Source organism: Hymenobacter arcticus, from assembly GCF_054779975.1.
Window position 1 is genome coordinate 79,498 of sequence record NZ_BAAGXF010000015.1, and the last position, 22,053, is coordinate 101,550.

The 22,053-nt window shown below is 61.5% G+C and carries 23 protein-coding genes and 1 tRNA gene; 10 read left to right on the forward strand and 14 right to left on the reverse strand.

What is annotated here, in order from left to right; translation table 11 throughout:
* The first annotated feature begins 100 nt into the window (after window positions 1-100).
* On the forward strand, window positions 101-1,627 hold the full coding sequence (locus ACYVGC_RS20320; RefSeq protein ID WP_460585693.1) for a GH3 auxin-responsive promoter family protein: 1,527 nt from the start codon (window positions 101-103) through the stop codon (window positions 1,625-1,627).
* On the opposite strand, the gene ACYVGC_RS20325 is transcribed toward ACYVGC_RS20320, so the two are convergent.
* A complete protein-coding gene (locus ACYVGC_RS20325) occupies window positions 1,624-2,067 on the reverse strand; it encodes a hypothetical protein (RefSeq protein ID WP_460585694.1) in 444 nt (147 codons plus the stop codon). The genes ACYVGC_RS20320 and ACYVGC_RS20325 overlap by 4 nt on opposite strands.
* 372 nt (window positions 2,068-2,439) lie before the next feature.
* Here ACYVGC_RS20325 and ACYVGC_RS20330 point away from each other — a divergent pair, with 372 nt between their 5' ends.
* Both ACYVGC_RS20330 and lpdA read left to right on the forward strand, forming a co-directional pair.
* Window positions 2,440-2,967: a DUF4126 family protein gene (locus tag ACYVGC_RS20330; protein ID WP_460585695.1), complete on the forward strand. Its 528-nt coding sequence runs from the start codon at window positions 2,440-2,442 to the stop codon at window positions 2,965-2,967.
* Window positions 2,968-3,174: 207 nt separating this feature from the next.
* Window positions 3,175-4,581 (forward strand): dihydrolipoyl dehydrogenase, encoded by a 1,407-nt coding sequence (gene lpdA / locus ACYVGC_RS20335; RefSeq protein ID WP_460585696.1) that lies wholly within the window; start codon window positions 3,175-3,177, stop codon window positions 4,579-4,581.
* Window positions 4,582-4,664: 83 nt separating this feature from the next.
* On the opposite strand, the gene ACYVGC_RS20340 is transcribed toward lpdA, so the two are convergent.
* The 5 genes from ACYVGC_RS20340 to ACYVGC_RS20360 all read right to left on the reverse strand — a co-directional run bounded on the left by ACYVGC_RS20340 (window position 4,665) and on the right by ACYVGC_RS20360 (window position 8,213).
* A complete protein-coding gene (locus ACYVGC_RS20340) occupies window positions 4,665-5,018 on the reverse strand; it encodes a hypothetical protein (protein ID WP_460585697.1) in 354 nt (117 codons plus the stop codon).
* 108 nt (window positions 5,019-5,126) lie between these two features.
* Complete coding sequence (locus ACYVGC_RS20345) at window positions 5,127-5,897, reverse strand: suppressor of fused domain protein (RefSeq protein ID WP_460585698.1); 771 nt, start codon at window positions 5,895-5,897, stop codon at window positions 5,127-5,129.
* A gap of 146 nt (window positions 5,898-6,043) precedes the next feature.
* Window positions 6,044-6,892 carry a DUF5694 domain-containing protein gene (locus ACYVGC_RS20350; RefSeq protein WP_460585699.1) on the reverse strand — a complete coding sequence of 283 codons (849 nt, stop codon included), beginning with the start codon at window positions 6,890-6,892 and terminating at the stop codon, window positions 6,044-6,046.
* Between the two features lie 134 nt (window positions 6,893-7,026).
* The gene (locus ACYVGC_RS20355) at window positions 7,027-7,485 is read right to left on the reverse strand and encodes a cold-shock protein (RefSeq protein ID WP_283565267.1); all 459 of its coding nucleotides are present in this window, start codon (window positions 7,483-7,485) and stop codon (window positions 7,027-7,029) included.
* Between the two features lie 107 nt (window positions 7,486-7,592).
* Window positions 7,593-8,213, reverse strand: a complete 621-nt coding sequence (locus ACYVGC_RS20360) for a pseudouridine synthase family protein (RefSeq protein WP_460585700.1) — start codon at window positions 8,211-8,213, stop codon at window positions 7,593-7,595.
* Between the two features lie 127 nt (window positions 8,214-8,340).
* Here ACYVGC_RS20360 and ACYVGC_RS20365 point away from each other — a divergent pair, with 127 nt between their 5' ends.
* From ACYVGC_RS20365 to ACYVGC_RS20380, 4 genes are all read left to right on the forward strand, one after another.
* A complete protein-coding gene (locus ACYVGC_RS20365; RefSeq protein WP_460585701.1) occupies window positions 8,341-9,210 on the forward strand; it encodes an SDR family oxidoreductase in 870 nt (289 codons plus the stop codon).
* Between the two features lie 124 nt (window positions 9,211-9,334).
* Window positions 9,335-10,015, forward strand: a complete 681-nt coding sequence (locus ACYVGC_RS20370; RefSeq protein ID WP_460585702.1) for a hypothetical protein — start codon at window positions 9,335-9,337, stop codon at window positions 10,013-10,015.
* A 192-nt stretch (window positions 10,016-10,207) separates the two neighbouring features.
* The gene (locus ACYVGC_RS20375; protein ID WP_460585703.1) at window positions 10,208-11,668 is read left to right on the forward strand and encodes an aldehyde dehydrogenase family protein; all 1,461 of its coding nucleotides are present in this window, start codon (window positions 10,208-10,210) and stop codon (window positions 11,666-11,668) included.
* Window positions 11,669-11,704: 36 nt separating this feature from the next.
* Entirely contained in the window at window positions 11,705-12,319 is a 615-nt protein-coding gene (locus ACYVGC_RS20380) for a Uma2 family endonuclease (RefSeq protein ID WP_460585704.1), read from the forward strand.
* An 83-nt stretch (window positions 12,320-12,402) separates the two neighbouring features.
* Here the strand turns inward: ACYVGC_RS20380 and ACYVGC_RS20385 are convergent, their stop codons facing one another.
* Window positions 12,403-12,795, reverse strand: coding sequence for a hypothetical protein (locus ACYVGC_RS20385; protein ID WP_460585705.1), 393 nt, complete (start codon window positions 12,793-12,795; stop codon window positions 12,403-12,405).
* Between the two features lie 208 nt (window positions 12,796-13,003).
* A complete protein-coding gene (locus ACYVGC_RS20390; RefSeq protein ID WP_460585706.1) occupies window positions 13,004-15,016 on the reverse strand; it encodes an FAD-dependent oxidoreductase in 2,013 nt (670 codons plus the stop codon).
* 104 nt (window positions 15,017-15,120) lie between these two features.
* Here ACYVGC_RS20390 and ACYVGC_RS20395 point away from each other — a divergent pair, with 104 nt between their 5' ends.
* Window positions 15,121-15,645: an acyl-CoA thioesterase gene (locus tag ACYVGC_RS20395; protein WP_460585707.1), complete on the forward strand. Its 525-nt coding sequence runs from the start codon at window positions 15,121-15,123 to the stop codon at window positions 15,643-15,645.
* A 96-nt stretch (window positions 15,646-15,741) separates the two neighbouring features.
* On the forward strand, window positions 15,742-16,305 hold the full coding sequence (locus tag ACYVGC_RS20400) for a type 1 glutamine amidotransferase domain-containing protein (protein WP_460585708.1): 564 nt from the start codon (window positions 15,742-15,744) through the stop codon (window positions 16,303-16,305).
* Between the two features lie 74 nt (window positions 16,306-16,379).
* Here the strand turns inward: ACYVGC_RS20400 and ACYVGC_RS20405 are convergent, their stop codons facing one another.
* Window positions 16,380-16,874, reverse strand: coding sequence for a DUF6992 family protein (locus tag ACYVGC_RS20405; RefSeq protein ID WP_460585709.1), 495 nt, complete (start codon window positions 16,872-16,874; stop codon window positions 16,380-16,382).
* 127 nt (window positions 16,875-17,001) lie between these two features.
* Between ACYVGC_RS20405 and ACYVGC_RS20410 the strand changes: the two genes are divergently transcribed.
* Window positions 17,002-17,075 (forward strand) — tRNA-Val (locus tag ACYVGC_RS20410).
* Window positions 17,076-17,232: 157 nt separating this feature from the next.
* On the opposite strand, the gene ACYVGC_RS20415 is transcribed toward ACYVGC_RS20410, so the two are convergent.
* The 5 genes from ACYVGC_RS20415 to odhB all read right to left on the reverse strand — a co-directional run bounded on the left by ACYVGC_RS20415 (window position 17,233) and on the right by odhB (window position 22,031).
* Window positions 17,233-17,613 carry a hypothetical protein gene (locus ACYVGC_RS20415; RefSeq protein ID WP_460585710.1) on the reverse strand — a complete coding sequence of 127 codons (381 nt, stop codon included), beginning with the start codon at window positions 17,611-17,613 and terminating at the stop codon, window positions 17,233-17,235.
* A 145-nt stretch (window positions 17,614-17,758) separates the two neighbouring features.
* On the reverse strand, window positions 17,759-18,448 hold the full coding sequence (locus tag ACYVGC_RS20420; RefSeq protein WP_460585711.1) for a peptidase associated/transthyretin-like domain-containing protein: 690 nt from the start codon (window positions 18,446-18,448) through the stop codon (window positions 17,759-17,761).
* Between the two features lie 62 nt (window positions 18,449-18,510).
* Window positions 18,511-18,963 carry a hypothetical protein gene (locus ACYVGC_RS20425; RefSeq protein ID WP_460585712.1) on the reverse strand — a complete coding sequence of 151 codons (453 nt, stop codon included), beginning with the start codon at window positions 18,961-18,963 and terminating at the stop codon, window positions 18,511-18,513.
* A gap of 471 nt (window positions 18,964-19,434) precedes the next feature.
* Window positions 19,435-20,145 (reverse strand): Crp/Fnr family transcriptional regulator, encoded by a 711-nt coding sequence (locus ACYVGC_RS20430; protein WP_460585713.1) that lies wholly within the window; start codon window positions 20,143-20,145, stop codon window positions 19,435-19,437.
* A 191-nt stretch (window positions 20,146-20,336) separates the two neighbouring features.
* Window positions 20,337-22,031 (reverse strand): 2-oxoglutarate dehydrogenase complex dihydrolipoyllysine-residue succinyltransferase, encoded by a 1,695-nt coding sequence (gene odhB, locus ACYVGC_RS20435; protein WP_460585714.1) that lies wholly within the window; start codon window positions 22,029-22,031, stop codon window positions 20,337-20,339.
* Window positions 22,032-22,053 lie beyond the last annotated feature (22 nt).

The following is a 22,053-nucleotide window of genomic DNA, read 5'->3' on the forward strand; positions in this document are numbered from 1 at the left end:
GACGCACGAACGATTTCGTTCTGATGCGATTGCCGCGCTCCACTGCGTTGCGCTCGCAATGACAAACGATTTTTACTTACTAACTACCAATTAAACCGCAGTGCTTGACCAGCTTATTGCCCGCGCCGTTCAGCTTGGCAGCCTGTCCCGGCTGGCGCGGGTGCGGCACGAGCCGCTGGCGGCGCAGGCGGCCGTGCTGCGCTACCTGCTGGGCCGGGCGCGGGGCACGGCCTGGGGCCAGCGCTACGGCTACGCACCCGGTTTGAGCGCCCAGGAGTTTGGCCAGCGCGTGCCAGTAAGCACCTACGAGGAGCTGTACCCCGAGCTGGAGAAAGTGCTGCGCGGCCAGCCCGATGTGCTGTGGCCTGGCCCCGCCCCGCAGTGGCAGGCCCGCAGCAGTGGCACCACCAACGCCCGCAGCAAGTACCTGCCCCTCACCCGCGAGGCCCTGCACCACAACCACTACCGCGCCGGGCGCGACATGCTGGCCCTGGCCACCCACCTCTACCCCGCCCACCGCCTGCTGCAAGGCAAAACCCTGAGCCTGGGCGGCAGCCTGGGCCCCAGCCCCTTCAACGCGGCGGCCCTCACCGGCGATGTATCGGCCCTGGTAATGAACAGCTTACCTAGCTGGGCCCAAACCCTGCGCACCCCGCCCCTATCCCTAGCACTACTAGATGAGTGGGAAGAAAAAATCGAGCGCATTGCCCGCCACGTGCTGCACCAGGATGTGCGCGTGCTGGCCGGCGTGCCCACCTGGATGCTGGTGCTGCTGCGCCGCGTGCTCACGCTAGCCGGGGCCAGCGACCTGCGCGCCGTGTGGCCCCGGCTGGGTCTGTTCCTGCACGGCGCGGTGGCATTCGGGCCGTATAAGTCACTCTTTCAAGAGCTTATGCCCGGCGAGCAGCTGCGCTACCTAGAAATTTATAATGCCTCGGAGGGCTACTTTGCCTTGCAGGACGAGCCCGGCAGCGCCGACCTGCTGCTGCTGCTCGACCACGGCATTTACTACGAGTTTTTGCCCGCCGGGCAGTTCGACCAGCCCGACCCGCGCCCCGTGCCGCTAGAGGACGTGACCATTGGGCCCAGCTACGCGCTGGTTATCAGCAGCAGCGCCGGGCTGTGGCGCTACCTGGTGGGCGACACCGTGCGCTTTACCTCGCTGCGGCCCTACCGGGTGCGCATTACGGGGCGCACCCGGCAGTTTCTCAACGCTTTTGGCGAAGAAGTGGTGGTGGAAAATGCCGAAACGGCCATTGCTGCCGCCGCCGCCGCCACGGGCTGCGCCGTGCGCGACTTCACGGCCGCACCCGTCTACTTTGCGGCGGGCGGCGGCACCTCGCGCGGCGGCCACGAGTGGGCCGTAGAACTGAGCGGCCCGCCGCCCGCCGATACCGCACTATTCGGACAAGTACTTGATAAAGAGCTACGTGCCCTGAACTCAGATTACGATGCCAAGCGCCACCGCGACCTGGCCCTGGCCCCGCCCCGCGTGCACTTTGTGCCCGCGGGCACCTTTGAGGCCTGGCTGCGCCACCGGGGCCGCCTGGGCGGCCAGCGCAAGGTGCCGCGCCTGGCCAACTCGCGCCAGGTGCTGGAGGAAGTACTGGCCACCCGGCCCGGCTAGTCGGCCGTGGCTTCGGCGTGCAGCAGCCAGCTTACCGCGGCGGCAGTTTCGTCGAAGAAAGCGTACTCCATGCTGCCCGCTACTTGATGTCCAATGGCCTGGGGTGCCCCAGGGCTGCTGTGGCTGGTTTCGACCAGGGCGCACCGCTCGTAGCCGGCTTCGCGGATGGCGCGGGGTACCCACTCGGCCACCAGCCAGCGCTGCGTCGCGGCCGGAATTTCCTCCGGCTGCCCGTGCACAAACAGCAGCGCCGTAACGTGGTAGCGCTGCATGGCCCGCAGCACGTGCTCGTAAATGGCCCGCAGCTCGCCGGGCTCGGCCGCCATCGAGCGCCAGTCAGTCCGAATATAACCCTTTGAGCAATAAGATATTGCAGCGGCGGGATTACGAAAGTACTGGGTAGAGTGGCTCATGGCGGGCAGCGGTAGGGATAACGACACAGCAACTTACTCCCTCCCCTACCAGTCGGTTTTTGCCTTCCGACCAACACCCCCGAACGCCCGCCGAACGGAGGCCTTTTGTGGGCGTTAGCTATACTTCTGGCGCGACGCAGCGTGCCTGGCGTGCCGCTGGCACTCAGCCCAAATAGCAGAATAACAGGGTCGTGGCGCACGCAGCGTCTGGCCGGGCATGCGCGCCGGCATAACTATTCAGGCGCAATAAAACCGATACGTCCTTTTTGTAACTCACTATTTATCAATGCAAAAGCCAATAGCTAGCAGCTGAAGGCCAATAGCCCACTACGCACCTAGCCGTTTTGGGCCGCTTTGCGTTAAAAAGCAACTCGTTCCCTGATTCCCTTTCACTTTCCCATGAAATCCAAGAAGCTCAAAAAGTCTGCCCCGGCCGCCGCGCCGCGCACCGCCAAGTTTTGGCCCGCGCTGGGTTTTGCCGCCATCACGGGGGCCCGCGCCACCAGCGGCCCCATGTTTCTAGCCGATTACCTGTCGCACCGGGCCCTGGCCCCCGGCATGGCCTCGTCGCCGCTGCGCTTTCTTACCAAGCCCGGCGTGGCCGCCACCCTCAAGGTGCTGACCGCCGGCGAAATAGTGGGCGACAAGCTGCCCAACACCGGCGACCGCATTGTTCCGCAGCAGCTATCGGCGCGCGCGGCTTCGGGCGCGCTGGTGGGCGCTACCTGGTATAAGAGCCAGGGCGGCAGCGCCTTAACGGGAGCCCTGGTGGGCAGCCTGGGTGCCGTGGCCGCTACGTTTCTGACCTTCTACCTGCGCAAGGGCCTGAGCGAAAAAACGGGTATTGCCACCTCCACCATCGGCGCGGGCGAAGACGCCCTGGTGCTGGCCGGCGGCGTGGCCCTCAGCCCGCGGCCTAAGTCCTAGCCGCGTAGCGCCCTGCGCCACCGCGCAGCTTACCACGTATAAATAGCTGACAAACAATAAAATACCCCGCTATTCGGCGGGGTATTTTATTTTGGATAAAGTGGTATTGGCAAGCGCATTAGTCGCGCGGCCATGCCTGCCGCGGCCGGGGCCCGCGTATCTTTGTGAAGCTGGCCGCGCGCCGGCTTTCACTTGATTTTTGTGAGTATGAATCAGTATGATGTGACCGTTGTGGGCTCGGGCCCCGGCGGATATGTAGCCGCCATTCGCTGCGCCCAGCTGGGCCTGAAAACCGCCCTCATCGAGAAGTACCCCACCCTGGGCGGCACCTGCCTCAATGTGGGCTGCATCCCCAGCAAGGCGCTGCTCGACTCCTCAGAGCACTACCACAACGCCCACTCGGTGTTTGCCGAGCACGGCATCGGCCTCGATAACCTCACGGTGGACATGAACCGCATGATTGACCGCAAGGCCGGCGTGGTGAAGGCCAACGTGGAGGGCATCGGCTACCTGATGAAGAAAAACAAAATCGACGTGCTCACCGGCGTCGGCGCGTTCGTGGATAAGAACCACCTCAGCATCACGCCGTTGGGTGGCGGCGAGGCCCAACAGATTGAAACCAAGAACGTTATCATCGCCACGGGCTCCAAACCCACGGTGCTGCCGTTCATTGCCCAGGACAAGCAGCGCATCATCACCAGCACCGAGGCCCTCAACATTCGCGAAGTGCCCAAGCACATGATTGTGATTGGCGGCGGCGTTATCGGCCTCGAAATGGCTTCCGTGTACGCCCGCCTCGGTGCGAAAGTATCGGTGGTCGAGTTCATGGATTCGCTCATCCCCACCATGGACCGCGGCCTCGGCAAAGAGCTGAAGCGCGTGCTGGGCAAAATCGGCATCGAGTTTTTCATGAGCCATAAAGTGACCGGCGCCACCCGCGAGGGCGACGTCGTGACCGTGACCGCCACCAACCCGAAAGGGGAGGAAGTGAAATTTGAGGGTGATTACTGCCTCGTGGCCGTGGGCCGCGCGCCCTACACCGCCGGCCTCAACCTCGAAGCTGCCGGCGTGGCCATGGAAGAGCGCGGCCGCATCAAGGTCGATGAACATTTGCAAACCAACGTGCCCGGTATCTACGCCATCGGCGACGTCATTCGCGGGGCCATGCTGGCCCACAAGGCCGAGGAAGAAGGCGTGTTCGTGGCCGAAACCATCGTGGGCCAGAAGCCGCACATCAACTACCTGCTCATCCCCGGCGTGGTATACACCTGGCCCGAAGTGGCCGGCGTGGGCTACACCGAGGAGCAGCTCAAGGAGCAGGGCAAAGCCTACAAAGTGGGCTCGTTCCCCTTCAAAGCCAGCGGACGCGCCCGCGCCAGCGGCGACACCGACGGCTTCGTGAAAGTGCTAGCCGACAAAACCACCGACGAAATTCTGGGCGTGCACATGATAGGGCCGCGCATCGCCGACCTCATTGCCGAAGCCGTGACCGCCATGGAGTTCCGCGCCTCCGCCGAGGACGTGGCCCGCATGAGCCACTCGCACCCCACCTACGCCGAGGCCATGAAAGAAGCGTGTTTGGCAGCTACGGAGAACCGGGCCATTCATATGTAATTCGAAACGGTATCGAATGAAAAGGGCCGAAACTGCTTAACTGTCAGTTTCGGCCCTTTTTGTATTTACCACGAAAGTGCGGGTTACCAATCGCGGCCCGCAGATAAGCCTTCCCCATCGTTGTCGATATAGCCAAGTCCGGCGGCGTTAGCAATTGTGTCGATAAGGTCGATTAAATCTTCTCGGGCAAGGGTATCAATGCTACCAGTCCATTCATTCGTTTTATCAACAGCTTCTTCAAATAAGGCCACCTTTTCTTTTTCTGCGCCGTTTTCTCCCAACGCAATCAAGTGCGCTATAAGGCTGTCGAAGGTGTCAATCATTTCGTCACACTCTTCCAAAGTCCACATCTCTAGGCCATCGTCAATCGAGGATTTCCAATTATCAAAAGGATATTCCTGCTTGGCAGCAGTAAGGTTTTCGGCGTAGGAGCTCATAGCTATTTGGCGTCGTGAAAAGGCAGGAATTAAGACTTGGTTGTAGTGAAGCCAAAAAGCGGCTAAAGCTCCCGCAGATTCAGCCGCTTTTAGTTTGGCGCAATCAATTTAACCCAGCGCCGTATTGGGCCGCGTCAGGTCTAGCACGTCGCCAATGTCGTAGGCCTCAAACTGGTCGATGAGGGCGTCGGCCCCCTGCGCCATCTTCAACTCCATTTCCTCGCGGTAAATGGGGTAGAGCGTATAGAACTGCACCGTTTTTTCGGGGCTGATGACCAGGGTCTGAAACTCCTCGGGCAGGCTGAGCGCCGTGAGCAGCAACATGCAGCCCAGCTCGGTGTTGTCGGCAAAGGGCACGGCGTCCTCCCCGTTGGGGATGGTGTGGCCGAAGCCTAGCCAGCTGCTGTATTCGTGCGGCAGGCGAGCCAGTATTTTCAACCAGCGAATGGGCCAGTATACGTTTTCATCGGCGAAGGCGGTGGCTACGTCGGCCGGGTCGGCGGGGATATTCCAGGTGCTGGGTAGCAAGATGCACAGCTCGGCAAAGGGCGGGGCATCGTCGGCGGAAGCCCCGGGCGGCACGTTCATGGGGCGGTCGCTCATGCCCGACGTAACGAGGGTATAAAACGGAAAGTCGGCGCTGGGCGGCACCACGTGCACGTCGAGGTGCACCTTGTCGGAGATTAGCTCGTGGTACACGCCACTCACCGGCCCTAGGTGGCGCTCAATGTGGTCGGCAATGGCCGAGATGGTAGCGTCGTCGCCGCTGGTCAACTCAAATGGGGCCGCTTCCTGGTAGCGGTAGATGGGCGCGCCCGCAGGCGTAAGCTCCGGCTCATCCTGGCCGGGGCTGGTAGGGGAAGTTGGCGAGTCAGACATAGGCGGCTATACGGTACCGGTTTGCGGCGGGGTTGCGGGCAATTTGCTGCCATTCACTAGCAGCGCTTTTCCTGCTCGACCTAAACGCAAAAAGGCGGCTGAAACTCCCGGAGCTTCAGCCGCCTTTTTGCGTTTGGTAATGGTGACTACTTCCCTAGCACGTCTTGCAGCGTCTTCAGCCGAAAGCGCTTGTCGTATTTCACGAAATCCTGCATCATGGCGGCGTGGCCCGAGCCCACCAACACTACGGCGTTGCCATCTTCGGCCGTCATGGTTTTCTGCACAATGGAATACATGTACAGATTGCGGCGGTACCATTCGGAAACGAGGTAAGACCCGGCAAAATTTCCCACATTGCCCGCTCGGTTAAAGAGATTCAAGTACGCGCCCTTGTTTTCGGCCAGGCTTTGGGGGGTATTGAAATCAAGTAGTAGCTGGGTGAGGGAGAGGGTGGTCAGCTTGCGGTTCTGCTCTGCTTCCATAACCTTGTGGCCATCCTCCATTTGCTTGATTAAGGACTCTTGGTGAGCTTGTTGCATCACATGCACTACACTGTCGTAGGGAAAGGCCGCCTGGGTATAGTCCATCCCATAGATGCGGGACACGCCGGCCTTCTTACCAGCCCGAAAAGCGAGTTGCATAATCTCATTTTTGAGGTAAAAGCTGTGGCGGCTAACCGGAAATTTGGCCGTGACATAAGCCTCGTAAGTGCCCCCGAGGTACTGCTTGTACAATGCATCTATTTCCTCCTGCTTACTCCACTCAGCTTCCACAAATATTTTAGTAGCCTTAAAACGAGCGATTTTATCGGTCATCGCCTCCAGTTCGGCTTGGGCGGCGGGGCCGAGAATATCAAACGATTTTGTCTTCACAATGTCCACGCCGGGGTTAGCGAAGTGGAAGGTGCCCAGCAGCAGTAAGTCACTTTGCTTAGTTTGGGCAAAGCTTTGCGAGGAGAAGGCGAAGAAGAGTATTAGTAAGACAAGACGTTGCATTAGAGCCAGGTGAAGTTAGTTCGAGGCTAAATATACTATTCCGTAGTACTGAGCCTTTGACCCAAAATGGCCCAAACGCAAAAAGGCGGCTGAAGCTCCCAGAGCTTCAGCCGCCTTTTATACAGTCAAGTTGACTAGGCGCTCATTTTCACGCGCACGGCGGTCGGGCCTTTCATGCCCGGCTCTACCTCAAACGTGACCTTGTTGCCTTCCAATAGCTGGAGGCCGCCCAGGGCGTTGGCGTGCACAAAAATGCTTTCCTGGCTGGCGGCATCCTTGATGAAGCCATAGCCTTTGGAGTTGTTGAAGAACGTGACGGTGCCGGTGCGCATAACGTCTTCCGGCTCGCGGTCTTCCTGCTTGGGCACGCCCACCAGAATGTCTTCTACGTTGATTTCCTTCTTCTTGCGGGTCGGGTCGGGCGGGGTGGAGGTGATGTTGCCGTTCTCATCGACATACGCCATCATCTCTTCCAGGCTCGAATCCTTCTTGTTAGCCTGGCGCTCTTCGCGGCGCTCGGATTTCTCCTGCTGCTTTTTCTGCCGCTTCTTTTCGTTCTCTTTCTTACTGAAACTCTCTTGCGCTCTGGCCATAGGGGGTGTGTAGGGTATTCGGCTGCGTTGCGTTGGGATGCTGCCACCGGGCGGCAACCGCCTAGTTTATAACCATCTCGCACCGAAATAAGTCCCGAATTTACTCCTTATTTTCCGAAAAAACTACTTACCTCCCGGTTGGCCCCGGCCACCAAGTCGGCCAGCAGCACCTCCCCCACCCGCACGCGCACCAGCCGCAGCGTGGGAAAGCCCACGGCGGCCGTCATTTTGCGCACCTGCCGGTACTTGCCCTCCGTCACCGTGATGGCCACCCAGCTGGTGGGGCCGTGGCGGTCGTCGCGGATGCGCCGGCCGCGGGGCGGCAGCTCGGGCGCGGTGGCCAGGCGGCGCGCCTGGCAGGGCAGCGTGCAGTAGGGCGTGCCGTGAATGCTAATCGCCACTCCCTCTTGCAGTTGCGCCAGGGCCTCGGGCGTGAGCTCGCCATCCACCTGGGCGTAGTATTCCTTCTCCACATGGCGGCTGCGCACCTGCTCGCTCACACGGCCGTCGGTGGTGAGCAGCAGCAGGCCCTCACTGTCCTCGTCGAGCCGGCCAATGGCCATGGTGCCGGCCGGGAAGTCGCCTAGCTCGCCCAGGAAGTGCTTCTTCGCTTCTTTGGAAAATTCGCTGGTAAACTGGCTGAGGTAGCCGTAGGGCTTGTGCAGCGCAAAGTGGCGGTGCGGTACGGGGGCATCGTCGGGGGCGGGGGGAGCAATGGAGTCGGGCACGGAGCAGGGGAAAAGCCGGCGGCAAAGGACCGGCTTTTTTAGTAAAAACTCATTTTGTTAGTAACCCCGCCGGCGGCTGGCCGTTAAGTTGAGCCGCTTACTACCTGTTTCTTATCCACAACTTACCATGTCTGACAAACCCACCATTTTCCCGCCCCAGCACCAGGACGCAGGTGCCGGCCACCCCGGCCTCGAACACAAAATGACGCCCGAGCCGGAGTACATCCGCAAGGGCTACAAAGGGGCCGATAAACTGCTCAACAAAATTGCCCTCATTACGGGCGGCGACTCGGGCATTGGCCGGGCCGTGGCCGTGCATTTTGCCCGCGAAGGCGCCGATGTGGCCATCTGCTACTTCCCCACTGAGCAGGAAGACGCCGAAAAAGTGCAGCAGCTGGTGCAGGCCGAAGGCCGCCGCTGCCTGTTGCTGCCCGGCGACCTGAAGGTGCCCACCTTCTGCGAAGAGATTGTGGAGCGCACCGTGGCCGAGTACGGCAAGCTCGACGTGCTGGTGAACAACGCCGCCGAGCAAAACTGGCACGATTCGCTGGAAGACATTACCAATGAGGAGCTTGACAGCATCTTCAATCTCAACATCATCGCCATGTTCCGCATCACGCGCACGGCGCTGAAGCACCTCAAGGAAGGCGCGGCCATCATCAACACCACCTCGGTGAATGCCTACAAGGGCAATGAGGCACTGCTCGACTATACCTCGACCAAGGGCGCTATTGAGGCATTTACGCGGGCGCTGTCGCTGCAACTCATTAAGAAAGGCATTCGGGTAAACTCGGTGGCCCCAGGCCCCATCTGGACGCCGTTTATTACGGGCGTAGGCTTGCTCAAACTGCCGCTGTTTGGCCACGATGTGCCCATGGGTCGCGCCGGCCAGCCGTCGGAAGTAGCCCCGGCCTACGTGTTTTTGGCTTCGGAGGATGCCTCTTATTTCTCGGGCCAGACGCTGCACCCCAACGGCGGCTCGGTGGTAAACGCCTAAGTCTCTTCTTTGAGTTAACATAATGATTGCCAGCTCCTTGCTAAGGAGCTGGCAACATCATTTTCGGCCAGCCGTATTAGCTGCCAATCGCGGCGAAAGCCGCACCTTACTTTGTGCTAATCTCATGAACACCAAACTCCTGCTCTTGGCCACGGCCGCCACTTTCACGTTCGCTTCCTGCTCGAACGAGAAGAAGACCGAAACCACTGAAACCACGGCCGTACCCGGCGGTACCGAAACCACGACCACCACCACGACGGTGGACACCGCCAGCTACCGCAGCAACGCCGACCAACTGGCCAACCAGGTAGCCGCTGACTTGAAAACGACGGATGCCGCAGCCAAGGCCCGCCTCCAAAACATCTACTACAGCCGCGGCCGCGCCCTGCGCGACATCGACACCCGCTACACCACCGACACCACCGGCCGCTACGCTGCTGTAATGGCTGCTAACGACTTGACTACCAAGGAGGTAAAAACGGTAGTAACCGACCCCGACGCCTACCGCACCTACACCGACAACCAGGGCAATTATTACGCTGGCCCTTACACCGCCGCTACTACCACGACCACTACTACTACCACCAGCACCCCGGCCGCCAAGCCTAGCCTGGGGGCTCGCGTGGGTCAGGGCTCGGGTATCAAGAAGCTCGAAAACAACGACGACGACCGCAAAGTGAAGTACGAAAACGGCGCTAAAATCAAGCGCAGCGACGACGGCTCGCTGAAAATCAAGCGGGCCGATGGCACCAAGGTTAAGATTGACGAAAACGGCAAGCGCACGGTAAAAAAGCCGCTGTTCTAAGCTACTTGAGTCAGTAAGAAAGGCCCGTTTCCAGGTTGGAAACGGGCCTTTCTGCCTTGCGGCAAACCGCTTGGCGCTGTTTGGCATCTTTGCCCTAGCGGGCTGGTTGCTACTTGCCAGAGTGGCCTTATCTTTCAACCATTCAAGCGGATAGCGGCGGCGCGTGGCTGGCTGGCGGCCGCTTTACTGCGCATGTCTGCTCCTGTTTCCTTGGTTACCCCACCGCCTGCTGCCTCAGCCGCGGCACCCAACCGCTTTGCCAACGAGTTTGCGGCCCTGCGGGCCAATGCCCCAGCGCTGCGGGCCGAGGACGTAGCCGCCCGCCGCCGCCGCCTGGGCCGCCTGGCCGATTGGCTTGTGGCTAATCAAAAGGATATTCAACAGGCTTTATACCAAGATTTTAAGAAGCCGCCTGAAGAAACCGACCTCACCGAAATATGGCCCTCGCTCACCGAAATTCGCCACAGCAGCCGGCAGCTGAAAAGCTGGGCTGCCCCGCGCCGGGTGGGTACGCCGCTGGCGCTGCTGGGCACCCGGGGCTGGGTGCAGCCTGAGCCCAAAGGCGTGGTGCTCATTATTGCGCCCTGGAACTACCCGTTTTATCTGGCCATCGACCCGCTGGCCTCGGCCATTGCGGCGGGCAACGCGGTGGTTATCAAGCCCGCCGAGCAAACGCACGCCACCGCGGCCCTGCTGCGCCGGCTGGCCGAGGCACTGTTTCAGCCCAACGAAGTGCTGGTGCTGGAGGGCGACAAGGAGGTGGCCAGTGAGCTGCTGCGCCTGCCCTGGAACCACATTTTCTTCACCGGCTCGCCCCAGATTGGCAAAATAGTGATGCGCGCCGCCGCCGAGCACCTCAGCGGTATCACGCTGGAGCTGGGTGGCAAGAGCCCCGCCATTGTGGACGACACGGCCAACCTACGCGACGCGGCCGAAAAAATCGTGTGGGGCAAGTTTCTCAACGCCGGCCAAACCTGCGTGGCCCCCGACTACCTACTGGTGCAGGCCCGCGTGCACGACGCCTTAGTGACCGAAATGCGCCGGGCGCTGGCGCGCTTTTACGGGCCCGACAATGAGGCGATTAAGGCTTCCAAATCGTTTGCCCGCGTGGTGAATGCCCACCACTTTGCGCGCCTGGCCGCCCTGCTCGAAGATGCCGAAACGCGCGGCGCCACCGTGGCCCAGGGCGGCAGCCTCGACGAGCACCAGTGCTACATCGAGCCCACCATTCTCACCAACGTGCCCGCCGGGGCCGCCGTGCTGGAAGAGGAAATATTTGGCCCGCTGCTACCCGTGCTCACCTTCGAGCACCTGCCCGAGGCGGCGGCCTACGTCAACGCCCGGCTGCCGCCCCTGGCGCAGTATGTGTTCACCACCAGCCCCGCCAACCGGCGCTACCTGCTCGGCACCGTAGCAGCCGGTGGCGCGGCCGTGAACGAAACCATCATCCAGCTCGCGCACCCCGACTTGCCCTTCGGCGGCGTGGGCAACAGCGGGCTAGGCAAGGCGCACGGCCACGCGGGTTTCCTGGCCTTTAGCAACGAGAAATCGGTGTTGCAGCAGCGCGTGGGCTTCACCGGCATCAAGCAGTTTTACCCGCCTTACACCGGGCGGGTGCGGCGCTTGCTGGGCCTGCTGCTGAAGTATTTATAACGCGCTGAACAGCTACTTTGAGCAACGGGAAATGTAATGGAAACGCCTGACCTAACGCCGCGCCGCTACACGCCGGAAGAATACTTTGCGCTGGAAGAAACGAGCGAAAAGCGCTATGAATACGTTGCTGGTGAGCTATTTGCAATAACAGGTACCAGTAAATCGCACAATCTTATCAAAAGCAACTTAGTGGCTGCGCTGCGGCCCGGTGCGCGGCAACGCGGCGGCCGGGTATTCGATGCGAGTGTGCGGCTCGTGGTGCAAGAAAAAGCCATTTACGTTTACCCAGACGTGATGCTGACCTGTGACCCCGCCGACCGCCGCGAAACTTATCAAGTGCGCAACCCGGTATTGATAGCCGAAATCCTATCGCCCTCTACGGCCGAGTATGACCGCACGGAGAAATTTGCTAATTATCAGAAGATAAACAGTTTACGCCATTACCTACTGGTATCGCAAACGGCTTGGGTGGTCGAGTGGTTTCGGCGCGATGAGGCCGGGCAGTGGATTTACACCCTGCTCAGCACCCCCGAGCGCGTGCTGGAAATCCCGGACCTAGGTCTGGCGCTGCCCCTGCGCGAGTTGTACGAAGATACCGACGTAGCCCCGCTGCGGGTGCAGCCAGGGCGGGATTTAGAGACACGTGGGTAAAACCATCAAGCCGTCATGCTGAACCTGCCGAAACATGACGGCCTGATGGGTATTTTAACGGGCTTTATTACAGGCGCAATCAGTTACCTCCGCTGCATTTCGGCCTGAATCTGGGGGCGCTTGACCTGCATTTCCTTGTACGAAACGGGGCCCAGCACCTGGCGCAGCTCCTTGTCGGACGAGGCGTTGATGCGGCCCAGGGCAGCCTTGAGCTGGGGAGACTGGGCGGGGTACTGCTGGCGGGCGGCGTTTACCTGCTCCACGGTGGAATTGAGCACTTTACGGGCCTGCACGGTTTGCTCGGGGCGTAGGTGGAGCACGGTGGTCATGGCATCGGCGAGGTCGCGGGCGGCGGTGGGCGGCGTGGGCGAATCAGGCGTGCGCACGGCCTCCACTACCGGCGGAGCGGGGGCATCATTGCGATGGCGATGAAAGACGGAGCAGCTAGCGGTGCCAATCAGGGCGAGGGCCAACAAAGGGCGAAGGGCAGAAACAGAATGCATAGGGTGAAAGCGGCTTGCAAAAGAAACCGGCCTCATCCTACGCAAACGCCGGGCGAATGGCCAGTATCCAGGTGCTGGCGAGGCCCGGGTGGGGCAGTTATTGATTGGCAGGAACGTGCCAAGGCACGTTCGTCGCCCGCAAATAGCGACGGCAAAACGCGCCGTGGCGCGTTCCTACGGCTTATTTCAACCCCTGCGCCGTGTAGTGGGCCAGCGCCATAATGGTGAGCATGGGGTTGACGCCGCTGCACGCCGGGAAGGCCGAACCATCGGCCACGTACAGGCCCTGCACCTCCACGGTTTCGCCGCTGGGGCGCAGCGGGTGGGTGGCGCGCTGGCCGCCGAGGCGGCAGGTGCTCATCTGGTGGGCGCTGTAGAGGCCAAAGCGGTTGGGGTGCCAGCGCAGGCTGGTGAGCTGGTCGAGCAGCGCGGGGTTGTGCAGGGTGCCGCCCGCGGCGTGCAGCGTGGGCAGGGTGCCGTGGGGCAAAAACACGGTGTGCGCCCCGGCCGCCACGTGAATTTCGGCGGCAGCCCGCACGCCGGTCAGCATATTCTGCTTGTCAAATTTCGATAACTTATATTCAATCAATGGCTTGCCCTGCTTGTCGGCCTGCACGCGGCCGCCAGCGCGGTCGCGGGTGAGCACAATGAACGAGCCCAGGTGGCTGGCGGCTTGCAGCAGCTGGCGGTGCTGCGCGCCCGACTGCCAGGGCAGCACCATGGCCAGCAGGCCGGGGTGGGTGGGCGGCGTTTCAAGCTTCACGCCGAAGTTGGTGCCGTGCAGCCGGGTGTAGGTATCGTTCACCACGCTCATGCTGGGGCCGTGCCACGAGTGCATGGGGTGCGGGTAGTGGGCGGCCACCACCACGGTGGGGTGCAGGTGCAGGTGGCGGCCCAGGTGCGGGTGCCGCAGCCCCGAGCGCAGCAGCAGCGCCGGCGTCTGGATGGCCCCACCCGCCACCACCACCCGCTGCGCCCGCACCGTGATGCGCACCGGGCGGCCGTCGGCCGTGGTGTGCATGGCCTCGGCCCCGGTGGCGCGGCCGCCCACCACGGTCACGCGCTCGGCGCGGGTGTCGGGCAGTAGGCGCGCGCCGTGGGCGGCGGCGGTGCGCAGGTAGGTATTGAGGGTGCCTTGCTTAATACCGTGGGCATCGCCCAGCGTGGAGAAGCCTAGGCCCTGGAAATGCAAGTCATTATCAGTCAATTCCTTCTCATTGCGCGGAATGAGCTGGGTGGCCTGGCCCAGGCGGGCCGAGCCGTCGAGCAGGGCTTGGTTTTGGCCGTTGTGGCGCGGGTAGTCGGTGTTCACGCTCAGAGCCTGGGTTACGGCGTCGAGGCTAGCCTGGAAGGCGGCGCTGGTGAACTGCGGCGCGCGGTGCTCACGCGCCCATTCGTCGAGCACGTAGTCGGGGGTGCGAAACGCGCCGGCCCAGTTCACGGTGGTGCCGCCGCCCAGGCAGGCCCCGGCCAGGATGCTCACGCCGCCATCGCGGGTGCTGAGCGCGCCACGCCCGTCGTAGAGGCGGCCCAGCATATCGGCCTCGCGCTGCGTGAAGTCGGGGCCGTGGCAGTAGGGGCCGGCCTCCAGCACCAGCACGTCGTGGCCGGCCTGGGCCAGCTCGCCGGCTACCACGCCGCCGCCCGCGCCCGAGCCAATTACCAGTACATCACAGTAATAGGTAGTATCAACTACGGGAGCCAACGGCTTCAGGGGCCGCTCGGTGGTCACGGGTGGGTCGGGGGCAGGCGGCAGCGCGGGGCCGGGGTAGCCCAGCGCCGCCCAGGCCGGGTTGAGGGAGCCATCGGCCGGGCTACCGCCGTAGTACAGAAACGTGCACAGCTTGCGCAGCGCCTGAAAGCCCTGCCGCAGCGCGGGCACCCGCGAGCCGGCCCAGCTTTGCAGCAGGCGCTCACGCTGCGCGGGTGCTAGCCCCCGAAAGGGCCGCAGTGGCCCCCACCAAGTCAGACCCGCTAAAGGTTTATCCAGTAAATCAAGCAGTTGACCAAACTCGGCCTGCGCGCCCAGCGGCTGGGCCCGAATGGCGGCCGCTAGCATATCGAGGTCCACAAGTGCGGAGCCGGGCGGCGCGCTGGCCGGCGTGGGCCCGGCCGGAATAAACGTGTCGGCGAGGGCGCGCAGGGTGGCGGCGCGGGCGGGCGTGAGCACAAACATGGCAGGTGGGCGGGGCAAAGCGAGCGCAAGTGGTTGGGGCTGAAAAGATAAGCCGCAAAACGCCAAAGTAGTAGGCGTGCCGACTACTTTGGCGTTTAAAAGAGCCGCCCGACCTTTACCGCATGGCTACTCTTCTCCGCACTCCCGAAACCCAGCACCGCGTTCATTTCCAGGACTGCGACATGCTGGGCCACCTCAACAACGCCCGCTACCTCGACTACTTTCTCAACGCCCGCGAAGACCAGGTGGCCGAGCACTACACCCTCAACATGGGCGAGCTGGCCCGCGAGCAGCAGGCCGCCTGGGTCGTTACCAAGCACCAGCTCAGCTACCTCAAGCCGGCGCGCCAGGGCATTATCGTGCGCATTCTCACCCAGCTTATTCATTTCGACAACTCCAACCTGGTGGTGGAGATGCAGATGCGCACCGCCGATGGCCTGCGCCTGCTGGCCATATTATGGGCCGAAATGACCTTTGTAAAGCTGCCCGCCGGCACCCGCACCGACCATGCCGACGCCCTCATGGACCTGCTCGATGAGCTCGACGTGCCCGGCATCGACTACGAGGCCGATGGCTTCGACCAACGCGTGAAAACTGTGCGCCAGGAGCTCAAGAAGGTGCGCCGCGCCGCCGGCCAGCCCGATTAATCTAAGCCCGGCCGTAGCAACCCGGCCCCGGCACGGGGCGTACAACGCAGCACTTCCGGCAAACTCTTTCCAGCCGATTCCTTTTCCACAAGTACCATGTCTCTTTTCAGCAGCGATAAGCTTAAAGGCAAGCGCATTGCCATCCTGGCCACCGATGGCTTCGAGCAAGTAGAACTCACCGAGCCCCAGAAATTTCTCAAGAATGAAGGGGCTATGGTCGATGTAATTTCCCTCAAATCAGGTTCCATCAAAGGTTGGGACATGACGGACTGGGGCGACAAAGTGGACGTAGATAAAACCCTGGACGATGTGAAGGTGGCCGACTACGACGCCCTCGTGCTGCCCGGCGGCCAGATTAACCCCGATAAGCTGCGCGTGGAGCCCACGGCCGTAAGCTTCGTGCGCGAGTTTGCGCAGTCGGGCAAGCTGGTTGCCGCCATCTGCCACGGCTCCTGGACGCTCATTGAGGCCGACGTGGTGCGCGGCAAGCACATGACCAGCTGGCCCAGCGTGAAGACCGACCTACGCAACGCCGGCGCCGAGTGGCAAGACGCTGAAGTAGTGGTCGATGGCAACTTCATCACCAGCCGCAAGCCCGAGGATTTGGACGCCTTCAACAAGAAAATTGAGGAGCTGCTACTAGCCGGCAAGGATGCCTAGCTTCGCAAGTAACCCCACAAAAAAGGCGTGCGCTACCGAGTAGCGCACGCCTTTTTTCATGCAGTAAATAGTAGCTAATACCTTAAAAATAAGTACATTGCCGCATCAAATACCAGCAAAAAAGCCCCTTGTAGCTGCACCGAGCGGCCGTAGCCGTGCAGGCGCTCGGGCTGTTTGGCGGCGGGGTCCGTGGCGCGGCGTAGCAGCCACACCCCCACCAAAATGTAGCCCACGTCGAGGGCCGCGTTGAGCAGGAATACCTGCCCCGTGAAGTGCATATCGGCTAGGGCAGCGGCGGGCGAAAAGCCCGCGGGCGGGTGGCCGGGGTGCGTGCGCAGGATGCCCACGGCCGCCAAAATAGCGTTGATGAAGCCCCAGCCGCAGTTCATGAGGTGGAAGTGGTGGTACCAGGTGCGGCGGTCGGTGCGCGGCAGCTCGTAGCCGCTGAAGGTGAGGTTGAGCAGCGCCCACACGCCCAGCACACTCAGGCCCCGGCTCAGCAGCAGCTCGTGGTGCTGGTAGGTGGCCAGCCAGGCCGGCGCGGCCGGCAGCGTAGAAAGCAATAGCATAGCTACAAAGAAAACTACGGCCCGGCCAGTTGCGCGGGCGGCGGCCAAAAGTTGCGGCCCGCACAGCTGGCAATGGGCCCGGCGGCGTACTTTTGCGCCCGGCACGCCCGGCGTGCCACCCAGCCCCGGGGAATTAGCTCAGCTGGTTAGAGCGCTACCTTGACATGGTAGAGGTCGCCGGTTCGATTCCGGCATTGCCCACAAAAGCCCCGCTGGCAGCTTGCCAGCGGGGTTTTTACGTTATAGCCCGAAAATCAAAAGGAGCGCCAGCCAGCCGGCCGGTGCTCCGTTTGATAAGTTGGTAAAGCCAGACCGCAGGGCGGCCGGGTTTTACAAAAAGCGGTTTTTCTGACTAGCGCTAGTTGATGCTCGCCGCGTGCGAGCGCAGCACTTCCCGGGCAATAGCCAGGTTGGTATCGCGCGAATTCACTACCAGGTAGATGAACTTGGTGCCCGAGGGGTTGAGCTTGAGTAGGTGCAGCTGGTTGGTGAGGGTGATGAGGATGTCCTCAATCGTTTCACCTTGCAGCTTGAGGGCGGCCATGGCCTTCTGTTTTTGCTTTACTACTTCGGTGTTATAGGCGGCGGCGGTTTCGGGGTTGATGGTAGGCGTGTTGGAGTGCGAGGCCAGGGCCATGCCCGACTGCACATCGACCACGGCTATGGCCATCAGGCTGGGTAGGTCAGTAATAATTGCGTCAACTGCTTGCCCAGCGGGGCTATTCTTAGAGTATGCCATGGTGGCGGAGGGAGGGGGGGTATTTGGTAAAGATTCTTGCAGCTTGAGGGCGTCTTCTTGCAGTTTTCGGGCGACTAGTTTGCGGTACGTTTTCGCTTTCACATCGTCGGGAGGATGCCCCTGGGGCACCCCGTAAATTCAGGTATTAGAAAAACAACCAGTGGCGGCGCTTGCTGGCCTTGGGCTGGAGCGTGACGGTGGCAGCGGTGCTGGCCTGGCCGGCGGCTACTTCTTGCTCGTGGTAGCCACCGTAGCCGTATTGCAGCGTGGCTTGGCCATCGGCAGGCACACGCAGGGTGTAGTTGCCCTGCGCATCGGTGCTGGTGCCGTGGGCGGTGCCTTTGCGCAGCACGGTAGCCCCGGCCAGCGGCAAGCCCTTTTCGTTGAGGATGCGGCCGTGCACCAGCACGGTGCGGGCGGCGGTGGCCGCCGCAGGAGCCAGCTCCAGGCTAGCCATGGCGGGCAGGGCGCTGGCTACGGGCAGCTTGGCAATGGGCAGCACGTTGGAAGGCCGGTTGCTAGCAGCCATGCTCACGCCGGCTAGCAAGGCACTCACCGTTACCAGGCTCAGCGCCCGCTGCCGAAACCGCTTGGGCTGCTCCCGGATGAAGGTGAGCTGCTGCTGCACCCAGCTGGGCGCGGCGGCAGGAGCCTCAGTGGCTTGCAGCTGATGCCAGCGCGTGACGGTGGAGTGGGCCTGGCCGGCATCGCGGTGCAGATAGGCTTCCACGGCCTGGGCCGAGCTACGGGCGAGGTCACCTTGCAGGTAGGCATCTCGGTACACGGGCAGCAACTCGCCAGTTTGCGGGTCGAAGGGGGTAGCGGTGAGTTTCATAGGACAGGGCGCAGAAAAAAGGCGAGAAAAGCGAGTGGGTTAATCTGTTTATAATCAATGCACTAAGCTACTGGGCTATCGAGTAGCTGCGCGGCTTGCTGGGCGAGCTGGCGGGCCAGGGCCAGGTTGGTATCGTGCCGGCCAACGGCCAGAAACAATACTTGCTGGCTGCCGGGCCGCAGCCGCAGCAGGTGCAGCTGGCCCGAAAGCGTGAGCAGCACCTCTTCCAGCTCTTCGTCGGCCTGCCCTTGGTGGAGCTGCTTGGCCTGCTGCACCACGGCGGCTACCGACTGCGCCACTAGGCTGGGTTGGTAGTGCCGCTCGGCGGCGTAGGTGGCCAGCAGCTGGCCGGTAGGCAGGTCCAGCACGGCGGCTAGTAGTAGTTCGGGCAGTTCGGTGAGCAGGTAATGCAGGGCGGCGGTAGCGGGGCCGCTAGCAGCACCACTGCCCGCTACCACCTCCCGGATGGGCGGGCCGCCCAGGCCCGGGATGTAGCGTAGAAAGGGTAAGTTCATGGCACGCGGGCGGCAGTTATCCCGACGAAGCCAGCCTCCATAAAATCGAGAGCTAAACTTCTAAAAACCTACCAGGCCTTAGGTCAGACGAATAGAATAAAAGCAATTCGCATCAGTAATCAAGCAAGTGGGAGTAGCGCACCAAAATATGTGTTGAAAATGAAAATAGTGTGCTGCATTTCTATTACAAATATTGAATAAGGCCTTCGCAATAAAAATGACATTTGTCACAATTTAATTTGATTTATGTTAAATCAGAGCGCTTTACATTTTTTAGTAAATATGATTATTTTGTTAATTTTCATTATCAATTATTTTATTTGCGGGTGCTGATTGAGCCTGATATTTTTTCTTGATAATATCCATCGCCTTATGTAAGCAATATTATTTTACCCATTCGCGGCCACTAAAAAAGCCAACGCCCAGCGGTGAAGCAGGCGTTGGCTTAGGTGGTTAGCGGTAGCTAATAGCTCAGTCGTAGTGGGCCGAGATAGCCAGTAGCCGCGCTTCATCGAGCAGCGTTATCTGGCTGCCGCGGGTGGCAATAATGCCCGCGTCCTTGTAGTCGGAGAGCAGGCGGCTCACGGTTTCCTTGGCCGTGCCTACTAGGGCGGCCAGGTCGTCGCGCGAGAGGGCCAGTGCGAAAGGCTGGCCGGGGGGCGCGGCCGAGTCGAAGGTACGGCGCACCAGCAGCAGGGCTTCGGCCAAGCGCTCGCGCACGGGCTTGTAGGCCAGGCGCAGCATCTGCGCTTCGGCCTCGCCCAGGCTAGTGGCCAGCAGCTTCAGCAGCGAGTTGGCAAACTGCTGGTTGGACTGCACCAGGCGCAGGAAATCGGCGCGGGGCACAAAGCACACCACACAGTCGTCGAGGGCCACGGCCGAGGTCGAGTACGGGCTATTGCTGAGCAGCGCCCGGAAGCCCAGCACATCGCCGTGCTGCACAAAACGCACAATCTGCTCCTTGCTGTCGCCACCCGTTTTGGTCACCTTTATGCGGCCCTGGTGCACGCAGTGCAGCCCCAGCGCCAAGCTACCCTCGTGGTAGATGGTCTGGCCCTTTTGGTAAAGCTGGGCCGACTTGGTGGTGGACACAAACTCCAGCTCTTCGAGCAGGCAGCTGCCAAGCAGTGGGCCACGCCGGCTCGGGCACGAATGACAGGTAGGGGAAGTAAAACGGCTCATACACACAGTTCGCTAAAGGCCAATCACCCAAAGTTACTAGTTACAGCTTTTTTAGTTACGCGTATAAATATCTGAAACAAAGCAAACATTGAGCATAAATTCTTGATTGTTAACATTTTATGAAAATAAAGAAAAATAAAAAAAGCTGCCTTCAATGAAGACAGCCTTTTTATAATTCAATTTAATATTTCTTAAACACCTAGTAGCAGGCGGGTCGGGTCTTCGAGCAATTCCTTCACGCGCACCAGGAACGAGACGGACTCGCGGCCGTCAATCACGCGGTGGTCGTAGCTGAGTGCCAGGTACATCATGGGGCGAATTACCACCTGCCCGTTCTCGGCCACGGGGCGCTGAATGATGTTGTGCATGCCCAGAATGGCCGACTGCGGCGCGTTGATGATGGGCGTGCTCATCATGGAGCCGAAGATGCCGCCGTTGGTGATGGTGAACGTGCCGCCCGTCATCTGCTCGATGGTGAGCTTGTTGTCGCGGGCCAGGCCGGCGAGGCGCACTACTTCCTTTTCCACGCCCTCAAAGCTCAGCTTCTCGGCGTTGCGAATCACGGGCACCACGAGGCCCTTGGGGGCCGACACGGCAATGCTGATGTCGCAGAAATCGGAGTACACGATGTCGCCGCCGTCGATGTAGGCGTTCACGGCGGGCCACTCCTGCAGGGCCACGCACACGGCCTTGGTGAAGAATGACATAAAGCCCAGGCCCACGCCCTTCTTCTCCTTGAACTTGTCCTTGAACTTGTTGCGCAAGTCCATGATAGGCTGCATGTTCACCTCGTTGAAGGTGGTGAGCATGGCCGTCTCGTTTTTCACCGACACCAGGCGGCGGGCCACCGTTTTGCGCAGGTTGCTCATGCGCTCACGGCGCTGGCCCCGCTCGCCGGCTGGGGCGGGGGCAGCGGCCGGCTGGTTGGCGGGGGCAGCAGCGGCCGGCGCGGGCGCAGGTGCGGCGGGCTTAGCCTGCGCGTTCTGGGCGTCGTCTTTGGTAATGCGGCCGTCGCGGCCCGTACCGGCTACGTCGGCGGCCTTGATGCCTTTCTCGTCCAGGATTTTACCGGCGGCTGGCGAGGGCACGCCCGTAGCGTAGGTGCTGGCATTGGCGCTGGCTGGCTGGGCCAAGGCGGGGGTAGCGGCGGCCGCAGCCGGGGCGCTGGCAACTGGGGCCGCAGCCGCTGCGCCGCTACCACTCTCAATGCGGGCAATGACAGCCCCAATGCTGATGGTTTCGCCTTCCTGCACGGCGTGGCGTAGAATGCCTTCGGCCTCGGCGGGCAACTCAAACGTGGCTTTATCTGATTCCAGCTCCGCAATTACTTCATCACAAGCTACTTGCGCACCATCGGGCTTCAGCCACTTGGCCACCGTTACTTCCGTAATGGACTCGCCCACGGCGGGAATCTTCATCTCGACCGAGCTGCTGCCACCAGCGGCGGGGGCACTTGCGGCGGGGGCGCTTGGGGCAGCCAAAGCCGCGCCGGGCGTGCTGGGGTCAGCGTCGGGGCGGTCGGCGGGGGTGCCACCGTAACCGGCCTGGTCGCTGGCCTGCGCATTCTCTTCGCCCTTATTCAGCGGGTCGGTAGTAGCGGCGGGCGCGGCGGCGGCCGGGGCACTAGCCGGGGCCGGAGCAGCACTGCCGCCCGCGCCATCGAGCTCGGCGATGACGGTGCCGATGTTAATCGTTTCGCCTTCCGCCACGCGGATTTTGAGCACGCCATCGGCCTCGGCGGGCAGCTCAAACGTGGCTTTGTCCGATTCCAGCTCGGCGATAACCTCGTCGCGCTTCACGGCCTCGCCGTCTTTCTTGAGCCACTTGGCAATGGTGACTTCGGTGATGGATTCGCCGACGGCGGGGATTTTGATTTCGGTGGGCATGGTAAGGAGCGGGAATTTTGGC

What these genes read in the sequence shown, in the direction of transcription:
- ACYVGC_RS20375 (WP_460585703.1), top strand. Translation starts at nt 10,208, where the DNA reads ATGTCTGCTCCTGTTTCCTTGGTTACCCCACCGCCTGCTGCCTCAGCC.
- odhB (WP_460585714.1), bottom strand. Translation starts at nt 22,031, where the DNA reads ATGCCCACCGAAATCAAAATCCCCGCCGTCGGCGAATCCATCACCGAA.
- ACYVGC_RS20350 (WP_460585699.1), bottom strand. Translation starts at nt 6,892, where the DNA reads ATGCAACGTCTTGTCTTACTAATACTCTTCTTCGCCTTCTCCTCGCAA.
- ACYVGC_RS20370 (WP_460585702.1), top strand. Translation starts at nt 9,335, where the DNA reads ATGAACACCAAACTCCTGCTCTTGGCCACGGCCGCCACTTTCACGTTC.
- lpdA (WP_460585696.1), top strand. Translation starts at nt 3,175, where the DNA reads ATGAATCAGTATGATGTGACCGTTGTGGGCTCGGGCCCCGGCGGATAT.
- ACYVGC_RS20400 (WP_460585708.1), top strand. Translation starts at nt 15,742, where the DNA reads ATGTCTCTTTTCAGCAGCGATAAGCTTAAAGGCAAGCGCATTGCCATC.
- ACYVGC_RS20405 (WP_460585709.1), bottom strand. Translation starts at nt 16,874, where the DNA reads ATGCTATTGCTTTCTACGCTGCCGGCCGCGCCGGCCTGGCTGGCCACC.
- ACYVGC_RS20340 (WP_460585697.1), bottom strand. Translation starts at nt 5,018, where the DNA reads ATGAGCTCCTACGCCGAAAACCTTACTGCTGCCAAGCAGGAATATCCT.
- ACYVGC_RS20365 (WP_460585701.1), top strand. Translation starts at nt 8,341, where the DNA reads ATGTCTGACAAACCCACCATTTTCCCGCCCCAGCACCAGGACGCAGGT.
- ACYVGC_RS20345 (WP_460585698.1), bottom strand. Translation starts at nt 5,897, where the DNA reads ATGTCTGACTCGCCAACTTCCCCTACCAGCCCCGGCCAGGATGAGCCG.
- ACYVGC_RS20425 (WP_460585712.1), bottom strand. Translation starts at nt 18,963, where the DNA reads ATGAACTTACCCTTTCTACGCTACATCCCGGGCCTGGGCGGCCCGCCC.
- ACYVGC_RS20380 (WP_460585704.1), top strand. Translation starts at nt 11,705, where the DNA reads ATGGAAACGCCTGACCTAACGCCGCGCCGCTACACGCCGGAAGAATAC.
- ACYVGC_RS20395 (WP_460585707.1), top strand. Translation starts at nt 15,121, where the DNA reads ATGGCTACTCTTCTCCGCACTCCCGAAACCCAGCACCGCGTTCATTTC.
- ACYVGC_RS20355 (WP_283565267.1), bottom strand. Translation starts at nt 7,485, where the DNA reads ATGGCCAGAGCGCAAGAGAGTTTCAGTAAGAAAGAGAACGAAAAGAAG.
- ACYVGC_RS20415 (WP_460585710.1), bottom strand. Translation starts at nt 17,613, where the DNA reads ATGGCATACTCTAAGAATAGCCCCGCTGGGCAAGCAGTTGACGCAATT.
- ACYVGC_RS20330 (WP_460585695.1), top strand. Translation starts at nt 2,440, where the DNA reads ATGAAATCCAAGAAGCTCAAAAAGTCTGCCCCGGCCGCCGCGCCGCGC.
- ACYVGC_RS20420 (WP_460585711.1), bottom strand. Translation starts at nt 18,448, where the DNA reads ATGAAACTCACCGCTACCCCCTTCGACCCGCAAACTGGCGAGTTGCTG.
- ACYVGC_RS20430 (WP_460585713.1), bottom strand. Translation starts at nt 20,145, where the DNA reads ATGAGCCGTTTTACTTCCCCTACCTGTCATTCGTGCCCGAGCCGGCGT.